Origin of the sequence: Coleofasciculus chthonoplastes PCC 7420, assembly GCF_000155555.1 — a bacterium.
Taxonomy (GTDB): domain Bacteria; phylum Cyanobacteriota; class Cyanobacteriia; order Cyanobacteriales; family Coleofasciculaceae; genus Coleofasciculus; species Coleofasciculus chthonoplastes_A.
The window spans coordinates 73384-99882 of the sequence record NZ_DS989862.1 but is presented as its reverse complement, the minus strand read 5'-3'; the positions used below and the strand labels follow the sequence as shown (position 1 = coordinate 99882).

Genomic DNA, 26499 nt, shown 5'->3' with positions numbered 1-26499 from the left:
CTGAGATCCCCGACTTCTTGAAGAAGCTGGGGATCTAAAAGCTGATATCGTAGAATACGAATACTGTCAATTACCCCTAGTCCAGGTAAACGTCATAGGAAGCAAAAACCTTGATACAGTCAAATTGGCGAATTGGCTCATTATTCGGAATACCTTTCTTTATTGACCCGTCGTGGTTTTTTATCTTAGCCTTGGTGACCTTACTCAAGGCGGGGAATTTCGATCCGAGTTTTCAGTCAATTTCCGCCTGGAGTCTGGGGTTGGTGATGGCGCTATTATTGTTTGCTTCGGTGTTATTGCATGAACTAGGGCATAGTTTAGTGGCGCGATCGCAGGGAATTAAAGTCAATTCGATTACTCTGTTTATCTTTGGCGGCGTGGCGTCGATTGACCGTGAATCTCAGACTCCCGGTGATGCGTTCCAAGTCGCGATCGCAGGTCCTGGGGTTAGCCTCTGCCTGTTTGGTCTATTCTATGGGTTAACTCAGGTACTGCCTACGGACAATCTGGGATATGTGGTGGCGGCGGATCTGGCACGGATTAATCTTGTATTAACCCTGTTTAATTTAATCCCTGGATTACCCCTCGATGGTGGACAAGTTCTCAAAGCGGCAATCTGGAAGCTGACGGGGAATCGCTTGCAAGGGGTACGTTGGGCAGCACAGGGGGGTAAAGTGATTGGCTCTTTAGCGATCGCGGTATCCGTAGGACTGACTTTGTTAACTGGAGTATGGACAATCCTGTGGTTGGCGTTGATCGGCTCTTTTGTGTATCGCAATGCCAATGCTTATGATCGCCTGACCATCTTACAAGAAGCCTTACTTCAGCTTCAAGCTTCCGACGCCATGACCCGCGATTTTCGTGTCCTGGATGCCACCATGAGCTTACGGTCTTTTGCGGATGAGTACATTCTGGCAGATATTCAGACGAATAAGCCGTATTATGCCGCGTCGGAGGGACGTTATCGCGGTTTAGTTAAGATTCAAGATTTACAAACAATCGAACGCAGTCGCTGGGAAATGGAGTCCCTGGAGAGTCTGGTTCACCCGTTATCGGAAATTGCCACAGTTGAGGAGAAAACTCCGTTAATAGACGTAATTAATACTCTGGAAACTTGTCAGCTAAAGCATCTAACCGTACTTTCTCCCGCAGGCGCGATCGCGGGGGTTATTGACCGAGGCGATATTGTCCAGGCGGTAGCAGGGCGTCTCAATTTACCGATTTCCCAGGAGCAAATCCAGCAGATTAAGGCAGAGGGGAGTTATCCATCCTGGTTAAAGTTGTCTGCGATCGCTAAAGCTACAACGTCCTAGTGCATCGCCCTTGGAAATACTTGAGCAGCTTCGGAAGCTGGGGGAGCTGGGGGAGCTGGGGGAGCTGGGGGAGATATTAGCTGTTCAGTTATTTCTGCCTTCTTGCACTAGAAGACAGAGGACATCTTATCTTTTCCCGTTCCATCGTTTTACCTCGTGGGACTCCGACCTCAACGAAGTAGGTCGGAGGGGGATAGAGGTCAAACCACGCCCTTCGACTTCGCTCAGGGCAAGGTTTGACAACCCAACTGTTGATACCAGTCCGGTATTTCGTTGCAACAATTGGACTTTTTTGGTGGTAAACCTCCCTATTCGTTTCCATTTAGCGTCACTGACCGAGACTTGAGTTTTAGTGTCACCGGAAACGTAACCGTAGTAAGTGATACCCGCCTTTTCAGCTTTGACATAATCGCCCTTCCTCAACCCGTGACGGGTGAGGGTGCCACCATAATGCCGCCGTTTCCCTCCCTTGCCGGGAATCATTAAATGTAGCTGACGGCGGCAAATTGGAGAGCGACTAATCACTGCAAACTGACATGGTGTTACCGTAATAGACCCTAGGAAGGTACCACTTCTGCCTTTAATCTGGCGATACCGTATAAACCGGGAGGCGGCTAGGCAGATGCCGTCAACGGCATGGGCGGCGGGTGATTCCTCAGCTTTATTCTTAGACTTGGGTAAGCCTAGATACTTTCTTAGGTTTGAGGTGTGCCATCCCTCTTGGGTGTGGACGGTATAGCCTGCTTGTTCTAACTGCTCAATTTGCCAATACTGCCCGACCATTGCCGGACTAAAACCCTTGTCACCTCTAGCTTTAATCACCTCCACGAGGACATGAGTAAACGGGTAAATCTTTGATAACTCCTGGATCACCCGTAGTGCTAACTGCTTATTCGCCCGAATGCTGGGAGGTATTTTATGACCTTTGCGGTTATCGAATCGGCACTCGCGGTGGTTGCGTTGGTCATAAGGAACCTTCCGGTTAATCCGTCGCCCTCGCCGTCCTCGTCGCATCATCGCCCGCCCTTGCATCCGCTTGGTTACGGTTTTAAATGGTAGGTTCAGATGGGCAAGGAATAGGGTGACACTTTTTGACTGGACAGCCATCCCAGTAAACAGCTTTCCCGGGTCAATTCCGGCTGCAATATCTTGGGTCTGTTCACCTGACGGTTCCTTGACTAACTGGACTTGAAAGACACCTAAGTCATTGCGTATAACCTTGACCTTGCCTGACTTTAACCACCGTCGAACACGGCTAGCTTTAGCTGGCATTAATGGTTTCCCTTTTGGTGATAAAACTGGAACACGAATCATGGATATAAGCCTCTCGTGTGAGTTATCAGTCCCCTCGACCACCACCAACAAAATGTCCTTTCTTCAAGCGCCTATAACAAGTAGGCTTACAGTTGATCCGAACTGGGGAAGCATTCGGAAGTGTGTATCAGTTGATGGCTAGTGGTCTATTCAACTCTTGCGTCACCAGACTTGTCTCTGGCAATCCCCACGCTCCACGTTAGTAGCGTGGGGTTGCTGAAGTCTACTGTTTACTGGAGCAGGGAATTAAAAAGTGCTAATGAAGCCCGTTTTGCTGTGAGTAAAATAGACCCGACAATGAGCAGTTTTATCGCGAGTGGCGCTAAAATCAGATTCAACACCAGACAAAGTAACGCGATGATAGTTGCCCCTACTTGCACTAATTCCTCTGCGACATGGGTATGAATGTAAACCGCGACAAGAGCGATCGCCAGAATCAGCAGGGACGGTATATTCATCGAACAGCGCCTCAATACAGCTTGTGATGGTTATTTTGATTATCGACTACATCCCCCAGTCAAGACTTCCGTAAAACTTCTTAATATAACTACGCCGATTGGCTGAGTGGTTAGATTAGTGGTTAATTACCCCCAGTTAACAGTCATTTAGAGACGTGCCATGGAACGTCTGTACTGTAGGGGCGGGTTTAGCCACTAAATTCAGATATCCACCAATAAATGAACAACAAAACCCGCCCTTCTGTGGATAATGCAACTGGGTCAGTCTTTCAACCCGTTTTAACGGGTTTAAGCTTTTAGCCAGAACTTTAGTTCTAGGCTCAAATCTTCGTCAACCCAACCTACAATCTATTTCACTGTCATGCCATAACATACTGGACTGACACAGCTAAAATTGTGGATTAGATTAGACCATTGAATCGGGCGCAAGTCTTTGCGCCCCTACGGTTTCGGCTCTCCCATTCTAATTCATCAAATAAGGTGTGCCACGCCAATACAATGGGTTATAACTTATAATTCATCGCCTCTTGCTTGACTCGTTGATACTCAGATTCAATTTGGGCAACGAGTTCACATAAACCTGTTGTAACTTGAGACTTGCTTAAATTTTCTAAGTCTTGACAAAGCTGGGAGAATTTAATCGCCCCTAATGCCGCACTCGATGATTTTAAGGTATGAGCCGTGTGTTGCAAAGTGGGTAAATTATTCTCTTGCAGGGCTATTTTAAGCGTTTCCAACATGGCGGGGGTATCTTCTAAATAAATATCAATTAATTGATGCAGCATTTCAGTCGCACTCTCGCCCATCATGTCGTGAAAGGTTTGTAAGACTTGGGGGTCAAGGGCTGACTCGGTTTGGGGTGCGGATTCTGGGGGTTCCTCAGTTGGCTGACTTTGCGACAGAACCCGAACTAATTCATTGACGCGAATTGGTTTGCTGATATAGTCATCCATTCCTACCTCCAAACATTTTTCGCGATCGCCTTGCATAGCGTTGGCTGTCATGGCAATAATTCGCGGGCGGTTTGCGGGTAACCATTGCTGGCAAATATGGCGGGTGGCGTCTAAACCATCCATTTCTGGCATTTGTACATCCATGAATACGACATCATAAGGCTGACGGCGCAGGGCTTCAATTACTTCCAATCCATTCCCGGCGACATCGGCGCGATATCCCATGCGCTGCAATAACTGCAAGGCTAATTGTTGATTGACTTTGTTGTCTTCCGCCACTAAGATTCGCAGGGGTATCCGTTGCGCCAAAGTGGGATCAAGAGAGGGTGAACCTACAGGCGATCGCTTGATTTTTGTTGGTTGTCCACTCAGGATTTGCGTTAACAGGTTGTAGAGTTGCGACTGCTTAATCGGCTTACTTAAAAAGGCAGCAAAATTCGCTTCCACGACTCCAGAGGCAATCTCAGGTTTACCCATGGACGATAAGATTAATAAGGGGAATTCTTTATCCTTAAACTGGTGACGGATTTGTTCCCCCAAGGTAATCCCATCCATTCCTGGCATCTGCATATCCAGAATGGCAATATCATATTGTTCACCTTGAGACAGCCATGCTAACGCCTCTTGACCCGATTCCGTGGCTTGTGATTCCATCCCCCAAGACTGGGCTTGTCGGATTAGAATTTGGCAGTTTGTCGTATTATCATCGACAATTAATAGCCGTTTTCCGGCTAGGTAAGTGGCACAGATGGGTTGTTCGACTACGGCTGAATCGGGGATTGATTCAGATAGAATTGTGAAGTAAAAGGTTGAACCTCCCGAACTCTCTTCTCCGCTATCAGTGGCTATCCATCCCGCAGGCGGATTTCCGGCGACTGATCCGCCACTTTCTACCCACATTTGACCTCCCATCATTTCGCACAGGCGTTTACAAATGGCTAATCCTAATCCTGTTCCCCCATATTGGCGAGAGGTGGACGAATCAACCTGGCTAAAGGATTTAAACAGGCGATGAATCCGATCAACGGGAATACCAATTCCTGTATCTTTTACGGCAAATTGTAACTGATAGCGATCTCCCCTATCTTCCTCATCTGCCAAAATCTGGGCGGTTACGGAAACCAAAACCTCCCCAGTTGGCGTAAATTTAACCGCATTACTAATTAAATTCACTAAAATTTGACGCAACCGCGTCACATCTCCGGCAATCCAGTTGGGGGTTTGGGAGTCAATTAAATAGGCTAATTCTAGATTTTTCTCGGCGGCTTTGGTGGTGAGGAGATCCAGCGCTTCTTCAATGCAGGTGCGGAGTTCAAAGGGTTGTTCCTCTAACTCCATTTTCCCCGATTCAATTTTTGAGAAATCCAGAATATCGTTAATAATCGTCAGTAGGGCATCCCCACTATTGCGAATCGTTTCGGCAAAATAGCGTTGATCTGAGGTCAATTCAGTATCCAGCAGTAACCCCGTCATCCCAATCACGGCATTCATCGGTGTGCGAATTTCATGACTCATCGTTGCCAAGAATTCACTTTTGGCTTGGGTGGCGGCTTCGGCGGTTTGTCGGGCTTTTTCTAAGGCTACATTTTGTTCGGTTAACTGTTGACGTTGGCGAGTTTCCTGTTCCCACAAATGCGCCTGGGCGATCGCAATCCCCACTTGATCAGCAACGGCTTCGAGTAACTCAATTTCATGACTTGACCAATGGCGATAGGAATCACACTGATGCAAGCCAATAATCCCATTCGGTTCCCCTTGATAGGAGGTGCGAATTGCCAGCATCGATTTTAATCCAATCTGACAACACATTTGGGTACAGCATAACAACAATGGATCGGCATAGACATCTGGTGAGGAGATTGCCTTGTCTTGTTTTAATAACTGTTGAACATGAGAATTTCCCCGAATGGGAACTTCTAACTGGAGAATGGATTCATATCCTGTTTCTAAATATTCTGCCACAAAGGGAATGGCTGGTGTCGGTTCCGTCAGGTAAGTATGAATCACACAGCGATTGACGCCAAAAGCCCGACCAATTTGGGTAGCGGTGGTTTGAAAGATTTCTTTGGTGTTTAAACTGCGGCGAATTTCTTGGGTGATTTGCTTCAGCAGAACCGTTCGCATTAATTGTTGCTGAAGCGCAATCTCGGCTTGCTTGCGATCGCTAATATCAATGGATACTCCTAAGACGGCGGGAACATCGGAGTCAGCGACAAAGAAGGGAATTTTTGTTGTTTGCAGAATTCGAGTCTCGCCTTGGGCATTGGTAATCGTTTCTTCGGGAATATAAAGAGTTTCTCCACTGGTAATAACGTGCAAGTCTGCTTCTCGATATTGATGGGCATCGTCTACTGATGGGGCAACCTCTGTTTCAGGTTGATCCAGTAAGGCTTCAACGGTAGTTCCGTAAGTATCAGCGACGGCTTGATTGACTAAAATAAACTGACCTTCTTTATTTTTAGCAAAGATGAAATGGGGAACTAAATCAATCACCTGGCGAAGCTTTTGTTCGCTGGCTTTGAGTTGTGCATCTGCCCATTTGTAGTGAGTAATATCCCGGAGTGTGCCAGAGGTTCCGGTGATTGTATTATCGGGGGCAAAGGTTAATTGGGCATGAACTTCAATCCAGCGATATCCGCCATCTTTGGTCAGATATCTGACTTCATGCTGGCAATAGTCTTTTTTTCGTTCCAGTAAGGGTTGAAATAACTCTACGTTGCGTTGGCGATCATCGGGATGAATATACTCTAAGAAATTTGTGCCAATGCTTTCGCCTAAGGTAAAGCCAGTAATCTCTGTCCACGCGGGATTTAAGAATGTCCATACCCCCGTTGCATCGGTTTGGAAAATGACTTCTTTAACGCTTTCAATCACTGAACGATAATTTTCTTCACTCTCCCGCAGTCGTTCTTCGACTTGCTTGCGATCGGTAATATCAATACAGGAACCAGTATATCCGGCAAAGTGACCAGTGGATGTAAACCGAGGCACGCCTGTATCTAAAATCCAGCGATAGTTGCCATCATGTCGGCGTAAACGGTATTCCATGCGAAACCGTTTTTGGGCTTTAAATGCGTTGGAATAGGTTTCGATACAATAGTGATAATCATCAGGATGAACTCCGTCTGTCCAGCCATCACCTATTTCTTTGTCTAAGGTGCGTCCGGTAAATTCTAACCAGGTTTTATTGAAAAAGTAACAGCGACTATCGGTTCCGGCTAACCAGATTAAGACGGGGGCGGTGTCGGCTAGCAGGCGAAAGCGTTCTTCACTTTCTCGCAGTCGTTCTTCAGCGAGTTTACTTTCGGTAATGTCTTCAATTGAGCCTTCATAATAGAGAATATTTTCCGATAGGTCGATGACGGCACGGGTATTTTTGCGAATCCAAATTTTCTGTCCATCTTGGCGATAAACCTGGATTTCAAATTTAGATACGGCTTTTTTTTGTTGGATTAATTTGGTTAAACGTCTATGGTCATCCGGATTAACATAAAGTTGTTGTTCAATATTTTTTATAGAGTTTAAAAAATGGCTGGGTGAAGCATAGCCAAGTATCTGGGCAAAGGCTGGGTTAACACTGATATAGATACCATCAGGGGTACGTTGAAATATGCCCTCAACCGCATTTTCAAAGATACTACGATAATTAGCTTGACTCAGGCTTAATTGTTCATTAGCTGTCTGGAGTGCAGCGGTTCGTTCTTCAACCAGTTCTTCTAAATGGTTACGATAGTCGGCTAATTCTTCTTCGGTGCGTTGGCGTTCTTTAATTTCCGCAATCGCCCGATCTCTCATGGTGCGATAGTTATGAACTTGTTGAGTGAGTTCAGTAACATCTTGAATCGATAATAAAGCATAATACTCGCCATCTTTTTCACTAGGAACGGCGGTAACGGTGGTATGTTGAATCCGTAATGATCCGTCGGCTAAAGGTGCAGGAATCAGGTGGACATGAAGTTGGGAGGAAAAGACAGTGGGTGGTCCTCCAGTGAAAATTTGTTGGAGACGGGTGGTATATTTGGGATGATTCAGGTGGGGAAAATGATCGGTAATTTTTTGACCGAGGATTTGCTGTTTGGAGAGATGCGTCCAGTTTTCCAAGCAGCGATTCCAATATAAAACCACTAAATCCGATCGCAGGACACAGTTGCCTATAGGGACTTGATCCAGGACATGAAATTGGTGCGCCGCTGTTTGGATTTCAGTCGCGATCGCGGTTTTATTTTCAGGGTGATTTACGTGAGATGATAACACCATGTTTATTAGAAAATGCAATAGAGTAGGCAATTAATTAACCAATTGTAGGGGCGGGTTTAGGGACTAAATTCACCTGTTTACCGATAACTGAACAGCAAAACCCGCCCTTCCTAATTCATTATTTTATAAATAAATTATTCAATCTATACCGATAAAGCCAATGTAACCGTAAACATGGTTCCTTCTCCCACTTGACTGTTTACCGTAATTTCACCCCCTTGTAAATCAACCGCCCGTTTAACAATCGCTAACCCCAATCCCGTTCCCGAAATATTCCCCACATTTTGCGCCCGATGAAACGCCTCAAAGAGTTTTTCTTGATCGGCTAAAGGAATCCCAATACCTTGGTCTTTAATTTGAAAGATGGCGGATGAATCCTGACAGACGAGGTTCAAGGTAACGATTCCACAATTGGGAGAATACTTAATCGCATTCGAGATTAAATTCGTCAGAATATGCCGCAACAGCTTCTCATCCATGCAGACATTAAGGTTTGGGCATTGATGGGTAAAGACCAGAGAATGATGCTGTCCTAAACTCAACTGTAACTCCTCAATCAAGCCGTGGCAAAATTCAACTAAATCCAGAGAGACAGGCTGCAACTGAAGTTTTCCGGCTTCGGCTTTGCCAATCAGAGTGACATCTTCTAAAACTTGGACTAAATGTTTAACCGTTCCTTGAATACGATGGATATGGGTGAGTTTTTTATCCGGTGTCCATTTATGACCATAATGTTCCAGTAATTCCGCCGAACTTAAAATAGTAGTTAGGGGTGTGCGAAACTCATGAGAGGTCATAGTAACAAAACGGGATTTGAGTTCACTGAGTTCTTTTTCTTTAGCTAAAGCTTTGCGAACCTCTTCTTCCGCTTGCTTGCGATCGGTAATATCAATTCCCACAGAAACCGCTGCCCGTCCTTGTTGGTATTTCTGAGCAACAATTAAGTAACTCCGGGTGGTATCATTGACGTAAGCCTCAATCACTTGACTAGCCGCTGGTTCGGGACTGGCGATAAATTGTCGCATAAAGTCAGCAAAGCCGGGACTCGCTTTCATAAAGCCAACATCTTGACCAATAAAATGATTGGGAGTCAAGTTAAAGGTATCAGCAAGATGGCGATTAACCCCCAGATATCGCAAATCCGAATTCACCCAAGAGACGAAACCAGGAACCGCATCAAAAACCGCTTGTAATTGTTCTTCTTGAGACCGTAAAGCGGCTTCGGCGCGTTGTCGTTCTTGGACTTCTGCTAAAGCGCGATCGCGCATTTTTCGATAGTCTTGAACTTGTTGACTAAGTTCAGTAACATCTTGAATGGATAAAAGGGCGTAGTAGTCTTTTTCGGTTAAGCCGGGTATAGCGGTGACAGTGGTACGCTGAATTCGCCGTTGTCCATCGGGTAAATAGGCGGGAATAAAATGAGGATGAAGTTGGGCGGAAAAAATGGTCGGAGGTCCCCCGGAAAAGATGGACTTCAGCCGCTTTTCGTACCGGGGATGGTTTAAATCAGCGAAATAGTCACTAATTTTGTGACCTAAAACTTGACCTCTCGATAGGTGTGTCCAATCCTCCAAACAACGATTCCAGAATAAGACAATGAAATCGGATCGGAGAATACAGACACCCAAAGGCATTTGGTCAAGAACACCAAATTTTTCAGCGGCAATTTCTATCTCATGCATGGACGGATTAAGGGGTCATTGGTCATTGGTCTTATGTCATTGGTCATTCGTTATTGGTCAAAACCATGAATCAGATTACACAGTAGTTAGCATCGCGATCGCGTCCAGCAACACGTCGAAAGAACCGACTTCAAAGACGAGGATAATATCACCGCGAATCTGAAGTTGTTCGATAAAAAATTGGGTTTGGGCTAACAGGATAGTATTCTCCTGCTGATTGTCGCCGACGTTGATTAAGTTTTCGACAGTATCCTCGATGTAGCTGGGAATGGCATAGTCGAGGCGTTGATTGAGGACGTTACTAATTGACCCAATTACACTGTTGATTAAGATATTGCCAATCTCACTTAACGTACCAATGCGAACAGCGTCTAAATCCGGTGTTCCTAATTCTTCACCCGTGAGAACAGCGGCGAGAATCGAAGCACTATCGGTGGGAAAAACTAACTCCGCTAAACCCGAAAAAGATCCAGAGAAGTCTTGGCGAACTGCTGCAACTTGTTCCCCACCGAGGCGAGTTTCCATTTCAGATTGAAAATCCAGAGGCGACCCAATTTTAATATAGGGAACTTGGAGGCGAATCGGGGCTTCCAGCATTTCATTCAGGACGCTAGCCGCCCGACCGACACCAATATTAACGATTTCTTGGATCGCGTCAATTTGATCGGGAGTTAAGTTCATACAGTCTCCTGGGGACAAGCTAAGATTTCACCCATAACACGACGTAATTCGGCTTCTTTGGGGGGTTTATTAATAAAGCCTGATCCGCCTAACTCACGACAACGCTGGCGCACATTTTCCTGAATATCGGCGGTGATCACAATGACGGGGGTATTAATTTGGCGATCGCGCAAGGCGGCGAGGAGTTGAAAGCCATCCATAACGGGCATGAGCATATCGGTTAAGATACAGTCGGGTTGATGTGCGATCGCCTTATCCAGTCCTTCTTGTCCATTAGTGGCTTCTAGGGTTTCATGTCCATCCGCGACAAGGGTTTTCCGGATCATCCGTCGGGTAAACGCGGCGTCATCAACGATTAGAATTAGTGCCATAGTTTCCTCGATTTTGGTTACAGTTTTTTGCGGTTAAACAGTTGGTTGAATGAAGTTAGCAAGTCGGTTGGGTTGAGGTATGAAACCCAACTCTCAACGAATCTGTACAGTTGATCAGGGCGGGTTTAGTAACATAAGGATGAAAAAACACGATAATAGTGAAACCCGCCCCTACTCATCAAAACCGTTTCATCCTTGTCTTTTATTGTCTAGCGAATGTCCGAGAATGTCATTCGGTGAAATCACGGATCTTTCTCATCCAGCCTTCTCAAGTTGGGTGGGATCACCGATAGCAGCGTTCCCTGCGCCAAGATAGACTCGGTTTAGTGGCGAAACTCAGTGAAATTGAATCCCACTGACTTCCGCCGTATTTTTCTTGAAATAATTCCTGTCAGCTTTAACCATTAACGTCCCAGACTACATGCAAGCCATTACTTAACTATCATGGATGAAGACATCAAAGCCTTTTTGGTAGAAAGCTACGAGAATATTAGTCAGATTGAGACGGATCTAGTCACATTAGAGAAAAATCCCACCAATAAAGATTTACTCGAAGGAATTTATCGTTCCTTACATACAATTAAAGGAAACTGCGGCTTCATGGCGTTTCCCACTCTAGAAGCCCTTACCCACAGTGGTGAAAATTTGCTTAGTTGTCTACGAGATGGACAATTGCAGCTAAATGCGGAGATTACCAGCAGCTTACTGGAACTCCTAGACGCCATGCAGCAAATCTGCGCCCAGATAGACGCGATCGGACAAGAAGGCGAGGTTGACTATTCTGGCTTAATTCAGACCTTAAATCAACTGCAATCTAGAGATAGGGGAGATGAGGGCGGGTTTTGTACAAACGTTACCATTAATAGCCAAAAGGAAATCCCTAAACCCGCCCCTACAAATCCTGAAGGGTCAAAACTTCCCTGCGATCGCGAGGAGTTGATGTCGGCGTTGACAACCCCAAATACAGTACAGTCAATCCGAGTCGATATCAATCTTTTGGATAAGTTGATGAATTTGGTGGGGGAATTGGTATTAGTTCGCAATCAGATTCAACAATTCTCCACGCTGCAAGATGAAACCGCTTTTGTTACTACCTCCCAGCAATTAAACCGACTGACAACAGAGTTGCAAGAAGGGGTCATGAAAACCAGAATGCAGCCGATTAGTACAATTACGCGCAAGTTTCCTAGGGTAGTTCGGGATGTTGCGATCGCGACAGAAAAACAAGTGCAATTGGAGATAGAGGGAGAAGATACGGAACTGGATAAAACGATTATTGAAGCGATTAAAGATCCCTTAACGCATTTACTCCGTAATTGTGTGGATCATGGAATTGAATCCCCAGATATACGTCAAACTCAGGGAAAATCCGCCACCGGGCGATTACGTCTGCAAGCCTTCCATGAAAGTGGTTATGTAACGATTGAAATTTCGGATGATGGGGCGGGAATTGATTCAGAACGCTTGAAACAAAAAGCGTTAAGCTTAGGCTTAATTACGCCGAATCAAGCCAATCGCTTAAGTGATACTGATGCCCTTAATTTAATCTTTATTCCCGGTTTTTCTACCGCTAATTTTGTAACGCGCTTATCGGGGCGGGGAGTGGGAATGGATGTAGTAAAAACCGATGTAGAAAAGGTTGGCGGTACGGTAGACGTTCACACTCAACTTGGCTTAGGAACGACATTTAAACTAAAAATTCCCTTAACCTTGGCAATTATTCCCGCCTTAATTGTCACCAGTGGCGGCGATCGCTACGCCATTCCTCAAACCAGTCTTTTAGAATTAGTTCGCTTGCAGGGAGAACAAGCGGATCACGGGATCGAATATGTCCACAAAGCCCCTGTGTATCGGTTGCGGGGTAAATTATTACCCCTGGTGTATTTGAATCGGGAACTGGAATTAGTGGAATGGGAACCGGAACCCGCCCATCCGCAATCGGAAATCATGCTGAACATTGTGGTTCTGCAAGTCGATAATTTTACCTTTGGCTTAGTGGTTGATGCAATTAATGATACTCAAGAAATTGTCGTTAAACCCTTAGGTAAACTACTCAAAGAAACCCCTTGTTTTGCCGGAGCCACAATTTTAGGGGATGGAAAAGTGGCATTAATTTTAGATATATTTAGTTTAGCATCACGGGCGGGGGTACTTTCAGATGAACAAACAAACGCTTTAATTCAGCAAGAAATGTCCTCTCAATCCACTATCGAAACCGTGCAAATGTTACTGTTATTTGAAGCCTTAGATAACAGCCGCATGGCAATTCCCTTGTCACGGGTAGTGCGTTTAGAAGAATTTCCCAGAACCGCGATCGAACAAGTGGGCGATCGCCAAGTGATTCAGTATCGCGACCAAATTCTCTACCTAGTTAATTTTGCCAATGTATCTTTTGTTAGTAGTCAGCGCTTTAGCGCTGCTAACCAAAAAACAGCCGTATTAGACGCTGATCTGCTGCAAGTTGTCGTCGTTGCTTGTCAAAGTGGACGCCAAATTGGATTAGTGGTGCAACGCATGGTGGATATCGTCATGGAAGACCTTTGTATCACAGGTGAAGCCACTCGTCCAGGGGTGCAGGCGATCGCAGTTATTCAGGGTCAAGTGACCGAACTTTTAGACATCGAAGCAATTTAATGTCATTCGTCATTCGTCATTATAAATACTTCCCTCATCATGGCTCAATTCCATCAATTTTGTACCTTTTTTCTCGACCATTTCTTCTTAGGGCTAGAAGTGGAAAACGTGCAAGAAGTTATTCGCTATCAGTCGATTACCCGCGTTCCCTTAGCACCGCCAGCCGTGCGGGGATTAATTAACCTACGGAGTCAGATTGTTCCGGCTGTGGATTTACGTCAATTTCTGGAGTTAGATCAGAATGTCACTAAGATACCCGTTGAAACAGAACTGGATGAAGATAGCGAACACCTCCCTCTCAATGTGGTTGTGCGAACGGCTGATGAGGTGATTAGTTTGCTTGTTGATGATGTGGGAGAAGTGTTAGAAATTTCCGATAATTGCTTTGAAAAATCCCCAGAAACTTTAACGGGAAACGCACGGCAATTAATTCGTGGCGCGTATAAACTTACCGATCAACTTCTGCTGATTCTCGATACCGACAAAGTTGTTGAACTCACCATTTTTAAACCAACTCTTCGGAATTAAATAATGTATACGTCAGCAAGTCAAGGGCTAAAGAATACAGAAACGTCAAACTCATTCCTTAAAGAATGACAAAGGACAAAGGACAAAGGACAAAGAACAAAGAACAAAAAATAATGAACCTCGACCATCTCAAAGGAATTCACAAATTAGGAGAAGCCATGAACCTCGATAAACTCAGCAAACCCGGACGCTTAGTCTTTTTCCAAAATCAAGAGACCAATGGAAGCAATGAACATCATCATAGTGAAACCATGGTATCTGAACCTAAACACACGCCGACAGCTTCGCAGCCAAGCCATGAAATAGAGGGAATTCTCTTATCCCCAGAAAACTTTAATGAACTCCTCCAAGCCCTAAAAAGTGCCAGAGATGGTAACTTTAATGCCCGACTCACTGAGGAAAACGGCTGGGGCGAAATTGCTCAAGTTTTCAATGAATGGATGGGTGTTAACCAAACCGTTATCCATGAAATTGTCCGAGTTAGTAAACAGGTTGTTCAAGACGGTAAACTCACCGAACGACTGGGACGCCAACAGCAAACAACCGTATTAAAGGATTGGGAAAATTATGCCGGGCGCTGGTTATATGGGGCTGAACCTGTATCTCCACCCCCCTATTTAAAAGGAGGATGGGCAACAACAACCACCGCGATTAATACCCTGATCCACACCCTCGCCCAACCCACCCTCGCCGCCCAGGATGTACTGAAAGCGATCGCGGCTGGTGATTTGTCCTGTAAAATGCCTCTAGAGATTAACAATCAGCCGTTAAAGGGTGATCTTTTAAGCCTGAGTACCACGATTAATACACTGCGGGATAATATCGAGGCATATACCAATGAGAAAAACCGCGTCGCCCGTTTAATTAGTGTCGAAGGAAACCTGAGTAGTCGCGCTGTTGTGGAAACGGCTACCGGAATCTGGAAAGACTTAACCGAAAACATTAACCAGATGGCGGCAAATCTCAAGGAAGAAGTTGAAAATATTACCCAATTAACCTCAGCCATTGCTCAAGGTGATCTCTCCAAAAACGTTACTGCAAAAACCACAGGCGACTTCAAACAACTGACCGATAATGTCAATCGAATGGCAAGCAATTTAACCAAATCCGTCGGTAAAATTGCCTCAGTCGCCACGGCTGTTGCTCAAGCTTCGGAAGACATGAACCTGGTGAGTCAACAACTCAATGAAAACGCCGTACATACCTCCGGACAAGCCCAAACTGCGTCAGCTTATGCCGAAGAAGTCAACCGCAATGCTCAAGTGGTGGCGACAGGGGTAGAAGAAATGAGCGCCAGTATTAAAGAAATTGCCAAAAGTGCGGCGGATGCGGCGCGAGTCGCGACAACGGCGGTTAATATGACTGAAAGCACTAACCAAACGATTACCAAATTGGGTCAAAGTAGCGCAGAAATTGGTAATGTGATTAAGGTAATTACCTCCATTGCCCAACAAACGAACCTCCTCGCACTTAATGCGACAATTGAAGCCGCCCGCGCCGGGGAAGCGGGGAAAGGATTTGCTGTTGTTGCCAATGAAGTGAAGGAACTGGCGAAACAAACCGCCAAAGCGACAGAAGACATTAGCCAAAAAATCGAAGCGATTCAAGGTGACACCAAAAGTTCGGTGGAAGCGATTAGTCAAATTACCACGATTATTAATCAAATCAACGACTTCCAAAACACAATCGCCAGTGCGGTAGAAGAACAAACTGCGACGACGAATGAAATGGCTCGCAACGTCGCCGAAGCCGCCCAAAGTACCTCACAAATTCCCCAAAATATCAATAGTGTTGCGGACGCGGCTCAAAAAACTACCTCCCTCGCCAGCAATACGTTGAAATCGGCGGCGGAACTTGCCGAACTCGCGTCGGAATTACAAGCCTTGGTGAATCAGTTCAAGTATTAATTAGTGAAGGGAATGTTTTGATTGTGTAGGGGCGGGTTTTACAACTATCGTTTCTTACCTCACCTAAATGTGACTAAACCCGCCCATCTATGTCAACTAAACCCCTCACCCCCAGCCCCTCTCCCACGCGGGGGAGAGGGGAGCCAGAGGCAAGAGAGTTCGGTTCCCCTTCTCCCATGAAACAAAAGCTCCCGCATCCTCTGTCATCCCCCTTCGCAGCTATGTATTACTAACATTAGCGAGAGTGATCGCTCTTGCCCCGCACCACAGACGTGCCATGGCACGTCTCTACATCTCCCCTACCCTACAATGCGTAAAATTCGCCTGCTCATCGTTGACGACTCGGTAATTATTCGTCAAAAACTCAGTGAAATCCTCTCTCAAGACCCTTTTTTAGACGTAGTTGGAATTGCCGCCAATGGTCAAATTGCCCTCTCTAAAATACCTCACCTGCACCCTGACTTAATTATCCTAGATTTAGAGATGCCAGAAATGGATGGCTTGCAAACATTAACTGCCATTCGCCAAAGTTATCCAAACTTGCCCGTGATTATGTTTAGTGCTTTCACCGAACGCGGTGCAGCAGCTACGTTAGAAGCCCTTTCTCTCGGCGCTCAGGATTATGTTACTAAACCAACAAAATTGGGAACAGGTGAGGCAGTTTCCGATTATTTAAAACGCGAATTAATTCCTAAAATTAAAGTCTTTTGTGCCGATATCTTAGGCGTATCTGACAATACACCGATCGCGCGATCGCGCCTCCCCAGCCAAACCGCCAGCCTGAAACTCGCCAAAGCCCAAGTTGTCGCGATCGGTGTGTCTACGGGGGGACCGAACGCCTTAGCCACGCTTTTATCCCGGTTTCCCGCCGATTTTCCCCTATCCATTGTCATCGTGCAACATATCCCTCCCCTATTTAGCAAACGTTTAGCCGAACGTTTAACCCATCAATGTCACATTTCCGTCGCCGAGGGCTATGAGGGGGCTGAACTGCGTCCGGGTCATGCGTGGATTACGCCGGGAGATTTCCACGGAATTGTCGTGCGCCGGGGGAAAACGGTACACCTGAGTTTACACCAAGCCCCACCCGAACATTCCTGTCGTCCGGCGGTGGATGTGTTATTTCGATCCGTTGCTAAGACATTTCCAGGGAGTGCGATCGCGGTGGTGTTGACGGGTATGGGACACGATGGTTTGCAAGGGTGTCACCATATCCGCGACGCCGGGGGACATATTCTGGTTCAGGATCAAGCCAGTAGTGTGGTGTGGGGAATGCCCAAATCTGTCGCCCAAGCGGGTTTAGCTAATAATATTTTACCCCTAGACCAAATCGCCGATGAAATTATCCAACTGGTTCGTTGAAATTCCTGAAGAGACTCCCATAAATGAACATAGCATCACGAAACCTGTAGGGGCGACCCGCTTCTCACATTTAACAACACCCGTCCACTCAATTGACTCGGGTCGCCCTCTTCTCCTCAGTCAGGGCGGGTTTAGTCACATCTGTTGTGAGGTCAAAAACGTTAATAGTCAAACCCGCCCCTACCTAACAATTAAATCTTAAAACAATGCCAATACATCATCAAGATTTTAACTATTTACGCCAATTAGTACGCCATCATTCCGCCATGGTTCTGGATGCAGATAAAGCCTATTTAGCCGAGTTGCGCTTAACCCCTCTGGCGACGCAAATGGGATTTAGTTCTTTGGGGGAAATGATTGCCAATCTGCAAACGCAACCCTTTAATCAACGCCATGTCCAGGTGGTTGAGGGAATGCTGTTGACGGAGACATCCTTTTTCCGCGATCGCTATCCCTTTGACGCCCTTGCCAAGGTCATTCTGCCCGAACTTTTAACCAAACGGCAAACGCAACGAACCTTAAATATTTGGTGTGCGGCTTGTTCGAGTGGTCAAGAACCCTATAGCATTGCCATGCTACTGCATGAAGAGTTTCCCGAACTAATGAACTGGAAACTCCGATTAATTGCCACCGATCTCTCCAATGAGATCCTCAACCGTGCCAAAGCCGGACTCTACAGTCAACTTGAAGTGACACGGGGACTTCCCCTTTCCTTGTTAAATAAATACTTTCAACATAAAGGAAACCAGTGGCAAATTTGTGATAAAATACGCCACCGAATTGAATTTCAGCAACTTAATTTAGTAACCCATTCATTTACCCAATTCCATAAACTGGATATTATTTTTTTGCGTAATGTTTTGATTTACTTTGATTTAGCCACCAAAAAAGCCGTATTAGAAAAAATCCGGACAATTCTCGCGCCGGACGGTTATTTATTTTTAGGCGGTGGGGAAACTACCTTAAATTTAGATGACTCCTTTGAACGGGTGCAAGTAGATAAAGCGGTGTGTTATCGTCAGCGCTTATAGGGATTTTCGTTAGCCTAGTAGGGACACGAAATGTCGCGTCTCTACAGATATCGCCTGTACTAAACTCTAAACCTAAAATTGCTATGGTTCGTCTTCCTGCTCAAACTGACCCACCCCTTTCCCCTCGGCAAACCCTACCGACGATGTATGATTTACCGAGTGAACACCTGGAGGAACCCGGATTGCCTGACGAATTTCATAGCTTACAGCCGCACCTATTGCGACAAACGTTTCAGCCAGTTAACTGGAATCCAGAGGAAATTTTTGTGGGTGTTGACATTAATCTCTATTATGATTTACATCATCCCAACTGGTATAAACGACCGGATTGGTTTGCGGTGGTTGGTGTGTCTCGACTCTATGAAGGTCATGACCTGCGTTTAAGTTATGTGTTGTGGCAAGAATTGGTTAGTCCGTTTGTGGTGGTGGAATTATTATCTCCAGGGACAGAAGATGATGATTTGGGTCGAACCATTCGTCAAGCGGGGAAACCTCCGACTAAGTGGCAGGTATACGAACAGATTCTGCGAGTTCCCTATTATTTTATTTTTAGTCGCTATACCAATGAACTGCAAGCATTTCGCTGGGTGGCTGGTGCTTATGAATCGGCAGAACTGACCAATGGACGTTTGCTGATTCCTCCGTTGGGATTAAGTTTAGGATTATGGCAGGGATGTTATCAAGGAATTGAACGGTTGTGGTTGCGCTGGTTTACGAGTCAAGGAGACTTAATTCCCCTTCCTGAAGAAGACGCGATCGCGGCGAACCAACGGGCTACCCTCGCCGAAGAACGAGCCGAATGATTGGCGGCGCGGTTGCGGGAGTTAGGAGTTAATCCAGATGAACTCGATTAACACCAATCGAACCAGTAGGAACACAACCTGTTCGTTCGTAGTAGGCGCTTTAGCGCCTTATCAGCGCCGTTTCAGGAGAATATTAATCCAGATGAGATTAACATCCTCCCGCTGCTTTTACCTAATCAATCCTGACCCGGAAGCGGACAAAGCCAATATTATCTGGGCTAATTGTTGATACATTTCCCACATTCACTAATACCGATCCATCAGGATTATTGGGGTTGGGACAGAAGGTATTAACCGGGTCTAACTCTCCGAAAAATGTGCCTAAGTCTGCATCTAAGGCATTGGTCAGAGGGTTATCAATTCCCGCTTGATTCAACAAAATCCCTTGACCCGGTGAAACACTATCTGAGATAAAAGTCGTGCCTTCGGGAATCGCGTCACAAACCTGAATACCGTTAACGGTTGTCCCACCATCGGAGAGGAAATAGATGGTGTATTCCACATTATCACCGCTTTGCAGGGTATTTTCCGGTCCCAACTGGATAATGCCTACAGGCGGACGTTGCGCCCAACCTGCTGCATCGTCATCGGGATTAGCTGGATCATCGTTAAAGCTGTTGAAGTCAATACCACTGATGGATACACCGTCGCGGGTGATATTGGTAATTCGCTTGACTAACCGCAGACGTGGATTGCCAGGACTACCAACCGTCACAATCGTCGGCTCATCATCCCCAGTACCGGGAAGGTTACCCAAATCTTCTCCATCATCATTGATTTGCGGCAACGATGGCGTGCCATCATCTCCTAACCCCGAAAGGGCATCGGTGAGAGAGAAGTCTACTGAACCGCCGCTTGATTGGGCTGTAGCTTGGTTTTGAATTTGTGTACCCGCCCCAGCCGTGACGCGGACACTGTACATGATCATGACTTGACCACCACCAGTTCCTAATTGTCCTCGATTGTTGGGATTACTTAGGTTTTGATCCGTGGTGCCGTTGAAACTGGGATTAGCTTCTACGGTTGTCGTATTTCCGGCTGTTCCACTGCCATCTACACGTCGGAAGTTATAGCTATCGGGGACAAAACTTACTTTGTCGGCTTCGATTTGATCAGTGATTAACACGTTCGTAATCGGAGCATTGGTTTCAGGGTTGGTGTAGATGATCGTGTATTCAAGAGTATCACCTGTGGTCACTGACCCATTACCATCAGCATCGACAACCAGACGCACCGATTTACTTCCAGTAGGAGTTACGGGACTGACAAAATTCAAGATTGTCGGGTCTGTGGGACTATTATTCGGTTGGTTTACATTACCCCCTGTATCGACAGGATCAGGGTTTCCTGGCTCATTCCCCGACCCAGGTCGTCGGGGATTGGTGGTATCACTGGCATCTGTGCGGACGGGATTCCCGCCATCTCCCTCGAAGTTGACTAGCCCTTGGTTGGTAATTGGGTTAGCCGCCCCGGGTAGAATTCGGGCATTGAAGGTGAGAACGACTTCACCCGTTGGTGGTAATGTGCCGGGATTGGTGAACTCAATTGGGCTACCTGTGCCGTTAAAACTACTAATCGGTAGGCTTGAGGCAAGGGAAAACCCAGCATTGACATTAATCGGGTTGGAACCGTCGCGTAAGATTCGCACCTGAATCGGCAGGATTTCACTTAGCACAACATTATTGAGAGTCCGAGTCGGGTTGGGATTGCGAACGATAATCGTGTACTGAATATCATCACCGATGGTGAGACTACCACTGTTATCGTTGTCCCTCAAGAAACGCACCGATTTATTCGCAACTGGGCGCGTTGGCGTCATTGGGTCTTCGACTGTCAATATGGTTGGGTCATCGAACTTGGGATTGTTCGGATCACCATTATTGGTTTGGGGTAAATCTCCTGGTTTTTGAATGGCATCGGTGGGAACAGAGCCAGCGCCTGTATTATCTTCAAAGTTAGCAACGGCTTGGTTGCGAATCGACGTTCCTGGACCGGCGGTGATTTCTGTACGATAGGTGAATACCACTTGACCACCATCACTGGCTAGAGTGCCAGGTGGTTGATTTAGGGTTGTGTTGGTTGTGCCGTTATAGTTGGGATTCGCCGTCACTGTCGTTCCAGAGGTGACATCGATGTCCAAACTGCCAGAAACAAAGCTTAAACCATCAGCGATTTCGTCCGTTACCTCGAAGTTGGTGATGTCTGTCGGATCAGTGTTGGTATAGGTAATCGTGTATTCCAGAATATCTCCGGTGCTAATCGAACCACTCCCGTCAACGTCTTCAGCTAGACGTACTGATTTAGTTCCGGCTGGGTTGACAGGTGAGACAAAATTGAGAATCGTTGGGTCATCCGGACCCCCTGTAGGTTGGTTTACATCACCATCCGGGTCAGGGTTTCCAGGATTGTTTCCAGACCCTTCTTCATCAGGATTGGTGGAGTCACTGGCATCTGAACGGACGGGATTTCCACCATCACCCGCATAATTGGCTAATCCTTGGTTGGTAATCGGACTGGATGAACCGTCTAAAATCTTGGCATTATAGGTTATCGTCACGCTGTCACTGGGAGGTAGGTTCCCAGCATTGGTAAACTGAACAGGTTCACCGGTGCCATTAAAACTGGTACTAGGGAAGGTTGGTGCGAGGGCAAATCCTGAATTATCTGGGGCGTCGATATTAATTGGATTAGAACTATCCCGCAGTATGCTTACCTGAATTGGCACAATATCGCGAACTACCACATTATTAATGGTGCGAGTATCGCTGGGGTTGCTGACGATAATTTTGTATTCAACATCGTCACCAATGTTCAACACGCCATTCCCATCAATATCTCTGAGGAAACGCACCGATTTATAAATCTCAGGGGGTACGGGTGGAGTTCCGCCGCCAATGGGAACAACGGTGGGGTCTTCTGGACTATTGGGATCATTGGGATTATCTGGTGTATCAGGATTATCCGTCGATACAGGTGTTTTCACTTCGTCACTGGTTACTGTCGCTGTATTGTTAATTTCAGTGACGCCTGATGGTAAAGGATCGTTGATGGTGACTCGGAATGTAACTGTCGCCGTTCCTCCTGGAGCGATATTTCCAACGGAACCCCCATTGGGACTCACGAAGGGTAGTGTGCCATTCGCATCAGCGATAGGATTGCCATTTAATGTAGCGCTACCAGGAACATAGGTGGTGTTCGCGGGAATGTCTTCGGTGAGAATGGTATTGGTTGATGTACCAGTACCCGTATTCTCGATGGTGATGGTGTAGCGCAGTTCCTCACCCGGATCAGCTGCACCATTCCCATTGCTGTCGATGGGTTCCACTGTTTTGCTGGGAACTAAAGTCACAGGGTTGGGATTGACCGTTACGGGTGTTGGGTCGGGGAATTCTGGTGAATCTGGAAAATCAGATACCGCTGTCGTTGGTACACCTGGACGATCTGGGGGTTGTTCACCCACGGTTCCCTCAATGAGAGCTTGATTAAGGAAGGTACCTGGCAGATCGAGATTTAAGGTCTGGGGGATCTGAACTTCTATCTCCAGTGTTGGTTCTGAGTTCCTAGGGACGGTTATACCTGTAATGGTCAATTCATTAGTGTCTAACCCAGTAATATCACCGTTAATTTGCAATCCTGCATTGTTGACTATTCTTAAGAATGTGCGTCCGTCAGGTTCAGCAGTTCCAGAAGGAAGCCTATCGGTAAAGGTAACCTGTGTAATGTCGAGTGAACTGCGGTTAATAAATCGGTAGGTATACGTGACTGTATCTCCAGCAGTCACCTCTGTAGGTGAAACCGTTTTCTGGACAACTGGAGCATAGGCACAGGAAGCACCATCATTTTGACTAACGGCTGGAGCTACGCTGCGTTGTCGAAATTGACCTGCGCCACTACCGTTAATACCAACCTCAAGACTGTATAAGACACCATCACCAGAACCATCATCATTTTGATAGCCGAATAATTCACCACTCGCATCAAAAAAGATCGCTCCAAAGGAATCCTGTGAAGCAAATTGATCACCGAAAAATGTGACATTAAGGGGATTATTTAAGTTTTCTACTCGCGGAAAAAATCCAATCTGACCAACGCCATTACTTACGGAGTTCCTACCATAACCATAGAAATTACCATCTACTGGATTAAAAGCAATGTCGGCAAAGTTAGGAGAACCATTCACTATTGTGGAAGAATTAAATGCTACCGAATTGGCTGAAATAGTTAGCCTAGCCAAGACTCCATTTGGGGGAGAGTAGACGTAATAATTACCACTATCATCAATATCTCCGGCAATAAATCGAGTATCTTCTGGAATATTAGTTCCAGCAATAGGAATGGAGCCAATTTGAGTAGTAGCACCATTTTGCTCAATTCGGAAAACCGGAAAAGCCCCATTAACCAGATCCGGACCGATCCCATAGATAAAGCCATCTTGCACGTTAAACCCTATAGCATTGTACCGTGCTGTCGCTGGACCGATTTCCTCTAGCCTAAACGGACTCACATTCGTAATCAGTCGGTTGAGTCCAGTGGGGTCCTGTGCTCCTATACCTTGACTAATATAGAGTGTGGGATCGCAGGGGAACGCTATTTGGGCTAAAACTGGCGGTGGCGCTGCCAAAAACGTAACAAAATTAGCCACATAAATGGCTACGGCGATAAATCGAATCCAGCGTTGTTTCAACCCAGAAAACTGCGATTTATCTCTATGAATAAGTCTAGGTTTTTTCTTGTGACGCATAGCAAATTTGAATTAGCTGTATATCTGGAAAAGCATAGGTTGATCAGGTCGTTTGCTGCGGATGTGAAACTATTCGGGAACCCGATCAAGGGAGTCGCTGTTGCCCGAAAATTTAGACAAGGCGATCGCTCCCTACATCCCCCCCGATAGGTGTGTCTTTCCGGCAGTATTGATGCCCTTGTCTGGGAACCCTTTTACGGCTAACCCTTGCCCCAACCATTAGCCACCAGCAACTGGGCAATTGAGCTAAAATCAGCATGATCTTTCCCCTCCCCTAAAATTCAATTTGTAAGTCGGTTTCTTGGTCTTCAAAAATAATCTCCAAGCCTCTCAAATCTTGGAATATAATTTCCACTCGCCGATCGCGTGCGTAGTCCACCACCCCGCTACCTGTTGTCCGGCGCTGGCTTTCTCCGAAGGATCGAATCGTCATTCGTCCCGGATCGACTCCTTGACGCAACAGATAATTCCGCACCGCTAACGCCCGACGTCTGGCTAAGGCTTGGTTGTAGGCGGCGCTGGCGCGAGGATCGGTGTGTCCTTGTAGTTCAATGGTGAGGAAGGGATATTCTTGGAGAACCGCTGCGACTTGATCCAATACCGCCGCACTCTCTGGCGAGATATCAGCCCGATCGAGGGCAAAATGGACATTCCGAGGTACCCGCAGTGTCAACGGTTGTTGAACGGGTGGCGTCGGTTCTGGCGGAGAAGATGGCGGCGGGGTTTGGGTGAGACATTGGGGAATCACAGGGGGTTGGGGTTCTGGGTTCGCGGGAATTGTACCATCTGAGGATGTTACTACCGCATTCAGGGCGGGTTCTGATGTGCCGTTTTCGGGGTGAGTCGCGATCGCACTTATCGTCTCCCCAGGCTGTAACCCCGTCAGCGTAACCCTAAATTCACCCTCAGCATCGGTTGTCGCACTAGCAATCGGTTCACTCAAGGGACCATAGACACTCTCGGCGGCTTCCCTGACTCGATAGAGTTCCACTGTTGAACCCGGTTCAGCTTGACCCAATACTTCTAACTGATCACCCAATTGAACGAATTCCTCGGAGACAAACTGAGGGGCATTTATCCCATTGTTCCCTGTAGTCTGGCGTTGATACTTGGTAGTCCGGGGGGGATTATGACCATCCCCGATTTGGAAATGAATCGGTTCTACGTGTTGCTGGGCATTCAGGTCAATACTCAACCCCTCCAACCCCGCAAACCGATTGGTTTCAATCACATTGCGATCGCTATCTGGATACGCCGTCACCACCACACCGGGTCCCGGCTGATAAGCGATTTGATTCTCCCTAACTTGGTGATTATTTCCCATCAAATACACCGCCGCCCGTCGCAGGCGTCTACCATTAAAAATAATCTGGTTTTCGCGAATTTGTACCGCCCCTTCCGGTTTAAATAAATACACGCCACTGCCATCATTGCCACAAATTAAATTTCCGGTAATTTCTGAATCATTAATCACCCCTTCCAAGCGAATCGCATCTGGCATTCCATCTATGCCATTCCCGACAATAATATTTTCGCTCACCTGTAAATTATTCGCTTGCACGGATGTAATAATCGCACTGCCATCATGGTCAGTAATTCGATTGCGGTAAACTCTTGTGCCTAAACTATTAAACACATACACTCCAAACCCTGACCTGTTTTCTGGCATTTCCCCATTCGGTGGAATTCCCAACCAATTAAACTCAAGGTTCACATCTTGAGGCGGAACATTCTCCGGATAAAAAGGAAACCGATAATTGGGGGTTTCTTGCTGACTAATATCCGGGGGCGGTGAGGCATGGGAAATAAAAATATCCGCTGGAGGAGTGGCTAAAGTTGTCTCGTTTACGGCTTTAAAGCCATAAATACTCAAGCCTCGCACGGTGACACCATCCGCCACAATGGTTAATCCCCGCAAAATGGATTGACCGGGTGTCGGAGTAATGGTGACAATCGGTTGAGGAATGGCAATTTCCGCCGTGGGTGAGGTTGTCGGATCATATCCCGGTTGAGTTGTCCCATCCACCACGAGTCCTGGACTTGCCAACGGGGGCAATAATTCAGTCAGATAAATCGTGGTGTCTTGCGGGGGTAAATTAAACTCAATTTGGGGCGATTGTCCAGGACTGGAACTAACTAACGTTCTTTCGGTATCACTTAATTGATTAACTGTCAATTGACCATTTGTTAGTTCAATCGCTTCCCGCAAGGTGAGAAATTCATCGGGCGTGATACTATCCTGAGTGCTATTAACAACCACTCGTAAATTCGGGGATTGGGCTGTCACTAACGTTGGCGATGTTAAGACGCTGGCTAACGTTAAAGTTTGTAGTAAGCGCTTTAGCGTTTGTAGTAAGCGCTTTAGCGCTTCTGGCTGGGGTGGGTTTGTAGTAAGCGCTTTAGCATTTCCGGCACTAAAGTGCCGACTACGAACACGAACACAGTTTTGATTAAACACCATTTC

15 protein-coding genes are annotated in these 26499 nt (G+C 46.4%); 7 read left to right on the top strand and 8 right to left on the bottom strand.

Annotation, left to right across the window (positions count from 1 at the left end; all coding sequences use genetic code 11):
• Positions 1 to 113 precede the first annotated feature (113 nt).
• Entirely contained in the window at positions 114 to 1313 is a 1200-nt protein-coding gene (locus tag MC7420_RS25855) for a site-2 protease family protein (protein ID WP_044209798.1), read from the top strand.
• 126 nt (positions 1314 to 1439) lie between these two features.
• Here MC7420_RS25855 and MC7420_RS25850 read toward each other — a convergent pair whose 3' ends face one another.
• The 6 genes from MC7420_RS25850 to MC7420_RS25825 all read right to left on the bottom strand — a co-directional run bounded on the left by MC7420_RS25850 (position 1440) and on the right by MC7420_RS25825 (position 11029).
• A complete protein-coding gene (locus tag MC7420_RS25850; RefSeq protein WP_006104088.1) occupies positions 1440 to 2627 on the bottom strand; it encodes an RRXRR domain-containing protein in 1188 nt (395 codons plus the stop codon).
• 230 nt (positions 2628 to 2857) lie between these two features.
• Positions 2858 to 3085: a hypothetical protein gene (locus MC7420_RS25845; protein WP_006104191.1), complete on the bottom strand. Its 228-nt coding sequence runs from the start codon at positions 3083 to 3085 to the stop codon at positions 2858 to 2860.
• A gap of 503 nt (positions 3086 to 3588) precedes the next feature.
• Positions 3589 to 8295, bottom strand: coding sequence for a PAS domain S-box protein (locus MC7420_RS25840; RefSeq protein ID WP_006104162.1), 4707 nt, complete (start codon positions 8293 to 8295; stop codon positions 3589 to 3591).
• Between the two features lie 143 nt (positions 8296 to 8438).
• Positions 8439 to 9977 carry a sensor histidine kinase gene (locus MC7420_RS25835; RefSeq protein WP_006104127.1) on the bottom strand — a complete coding sequence of 513 codons (1539 nt, stop codon included), beginning with the start codon at positions 9975 to 9977 and terminating at the stop codon, positions 8439 to 8441.
• Positions 9978 to 10052: 75 nt separating this feature from the next.
• Positions 10053 to 10658, bottom strand: a complete 606-nt coding sequence (locus tag MC7420_RS25830) for a chemotaxis protein CheC (RefSeq protein WP_006104199.1) — start codon at positions 10656 to 10658, stop codon at positions 10053 to 10055.
• The gene (locus tag MC7420_RS25825) at positions 10655 to 11029 is read right to left on the bottom strand and encodes a response regulator (protein WP_006104152.1); all 375 of its coding nucleotides are present in this window, start codon (positions 11027 to 11029) and stop codon (positions 10655 to 10657) included. Before MC7420_RS25825 ends, MC7420_RS25830 begins: the two co-directional genes overlap by 4 nt.
• Before the next feature lie 444 nt (positions 11030 to 11473).
• Here MC7420_RS25825 and MC7420_RS25820 point away from each other — a divergent pair, with 444 nt between their 5' ends.
• The 6 genes from MC7420_RS25820 (at position 11474) to MC7420_RS25795 (ending at position 19294) form a co-directional block, all read left to right on the top strand.
• Complete coding sequence (locus MC7420_RS25820; RefSeq protein WP_006104211.1) at positions 11474 to 13663, top strand: chemotaxis protein CheA; 2190 nt, start codon at positions 11474 to 11476, stop codon at positions 13661 to 13663.
• A 39-nt stretch (positions 13664 to 13702) separates the two neighbouring features.
• The gene (locus MC7420_RS25815; RefSeq protein WP_006104167.1) at positions 13703 to 14191 is read left to right on the top strand and encodes a chemotaxis protein CheW; all 489 of its coding nucleotides are present in this window, start codon (positions 13703 to 13705) and stop codon (positions 14189 to 14191) included.
• Between the two features lie 113 nt (positions 14192 to 14304).
• Positions 14305 to 16098, top strand: coding sequence for a methyl-accepting chemotaxis protein (locus MC7420_RS25810; protein ID WP_232231785.1), 1794 nt, complete (start codon positions 14305 to 14307; stop codon positions 16096 to 16098).
• Positions 16099 to 16407: 309 nt separating this feature from the next.
• Complete coding sequence (locus tag MC7420_RS25805) at positions 16408 to 17460, top strand: protein-glutamate methylesterase/protein-glutamine glutaminase (RefSeq protein WP_006104092.1); 1053 nt, start codon at positions 16408 to 16410, stop codon at positions 17458 to 17460.
• A gap of 206 nt (positions 17461 to 17666) precedes the next feature.
• Positions 17667 to 18491 carry a CheR family methyltransferase gene (locus MC7420_RS25800; RefSeq protein ID WP_006104125.1) on the top strand — a complete coding sequence of 275 codons (825 nt, stop codon included), beginning with the start codon at positions 17667 to 17669 and terminating at the stop codon, positions 18489 to 18491.
• Between the two features lie 83 nt (positions 18492 to 18574).
• Positions 18575 to 19294 (top strand): Uma2 family endonuclease, encoded by a 720-nt coding sequence (locus MC7420_RS25795; RefSeq protein WP_006104157.1) that lies wholly within the window; start codon positions 18575 to 18577, stop codon positions 19292 to 19294.
• Between the two features lie 172 nt (positions 19295 to 19466).
• On the opposite strand, the gene MC7420_RS25790 is transcribed toward MC7420_RS25795, so the two are convergent.
• Positions 19467 to 24035, bottom strand: a complete 4569-nt coding sequence (locus MC7420_RS25790) for an isopeptide-forming domain-containing fimbrial protein (RefSeq protein WP_044209737.1) — start codon at positions 24033 to 24035, stop codon at positions 19467 to 19469.
• A gap of 274 nt (positions 24036 to 24309) precedes the next feature.
• Entirely contained in the window at positions 24310 to 26496 is a 2187-nt protein-coding gene (locus tag MC7420_RS25785; RefSeq protein WP_083799178.1) for an OmpA family protein, read from the bottom strand.
• Positions 26497 to 26499 lie beyond the last annotated feature (3 nt).

What these genes read in the sequence shown, in the direction of transcription:
- MC7420_RS25795 (WP_006104157.1), top strand. Translation starts at nt 18,575, where the DNA reads ATGGTTCGTCTTCCTGCTCAAACTGACCCACCCCTTTCCCCTCGGCAA.
- MC7420_RS25830 (WP_006104199.1), bottom strand. Translation starts at nt 10,658, where the DNA reads ATGAACTTAACTCCCGATCAAATTGACGCGATCCAAGAAATCGTTAAT.
- MC7420_RS25835 (WP_006104127.1), bottom strand. Translation starts at nt 9,977, where the DNA reads ATGCATGAGATAGAAATTGCCGCTGAAAAATTTGGTGTTCTTGACCAA.
- MC7420_RS25800 (WP_006104125.1), top strand. Translation starts at nt 17,667, where the DNA reads ATGCCAATACATCATCAAGATTTTAACTATTTACGCCAATTAGTACGC.
- MC7420_RS25825 (WP_006104152.1), bottom strand. Translation starts at nt 11,029, where the DNA reads ATGGCACTAATTCTAATCGTTGATGACGCCGCGTTTACCCGACGGATG.
- MC7420_RS25850 (WP_006104088.1), bottom strand. Translation starts at nt 2,627, where the DNA reads ATGATTCGTGTTCCAGTTTTATCACCAAAAGGGAAACCATTAATGCCA.
- MC7420_RS25810 (WP_232231785.1), top strand. Translation starts at nt 14,305, where the DNA reads ATGAACCTCGACCATCTCAAAGGAATTCACAAATTAGGAGAAGCCATG.
- MC7420_RS25785 (WP_083799178.1), bottom strand. Translation starts at nt 26,496, where the DNA reads ATGGTGTTTAATCAAAACTGTGTTCGTGTTCGTAGTCGGCACTTTAGT.
- MC7420_RS25820 (WP_006104211.1), top strand. Translation starts at nt 11,474, where the DNA reads ATGGATGAAGACATCAAAGCCTTTTTGGTAGAAAGCTACGAGAATATT.
- MC7420_RS25845 (WP_006104191.1), bottom strand. Translation starts at nt 3,085, where the DNA reads ATGAATATACCGTCCCTGCTGATTCTGGCGATCGCTCTTGTCGCGGTT.
- MC7420_RS25805 (WP_006104092.1), top strand. Translation starts at nt 16,408, where the DNA reads ATGCGTAAAATTCGCCTGCTCATCGTTGACGACTCGGTAATTATTCGT.
- MC7420_RS25815 (WP_006104167.1), top strand. Translation starts at nt 13,703, where the DNA reads ATGGCTCAATTCCATCAATTTTGTACCTTTTTTCTCGACCATTTCTTC.
- MC7420_RS25840 (WP_006104162.1), bottom strand. Translation starts at nt 8,295, where the DNA reads ATGGTGTTATCATCTCACGTAAATCACCCTGAAAATAAAACCGCGATC.
- MC7420_RS25790 (WP_044209737.1), bottom strand. Translation starts at nt 24,035, where the DNA reads ATGCGTCACAAGAAAAAACCTAGACTTATTCATAGAGATAAATCGCAG.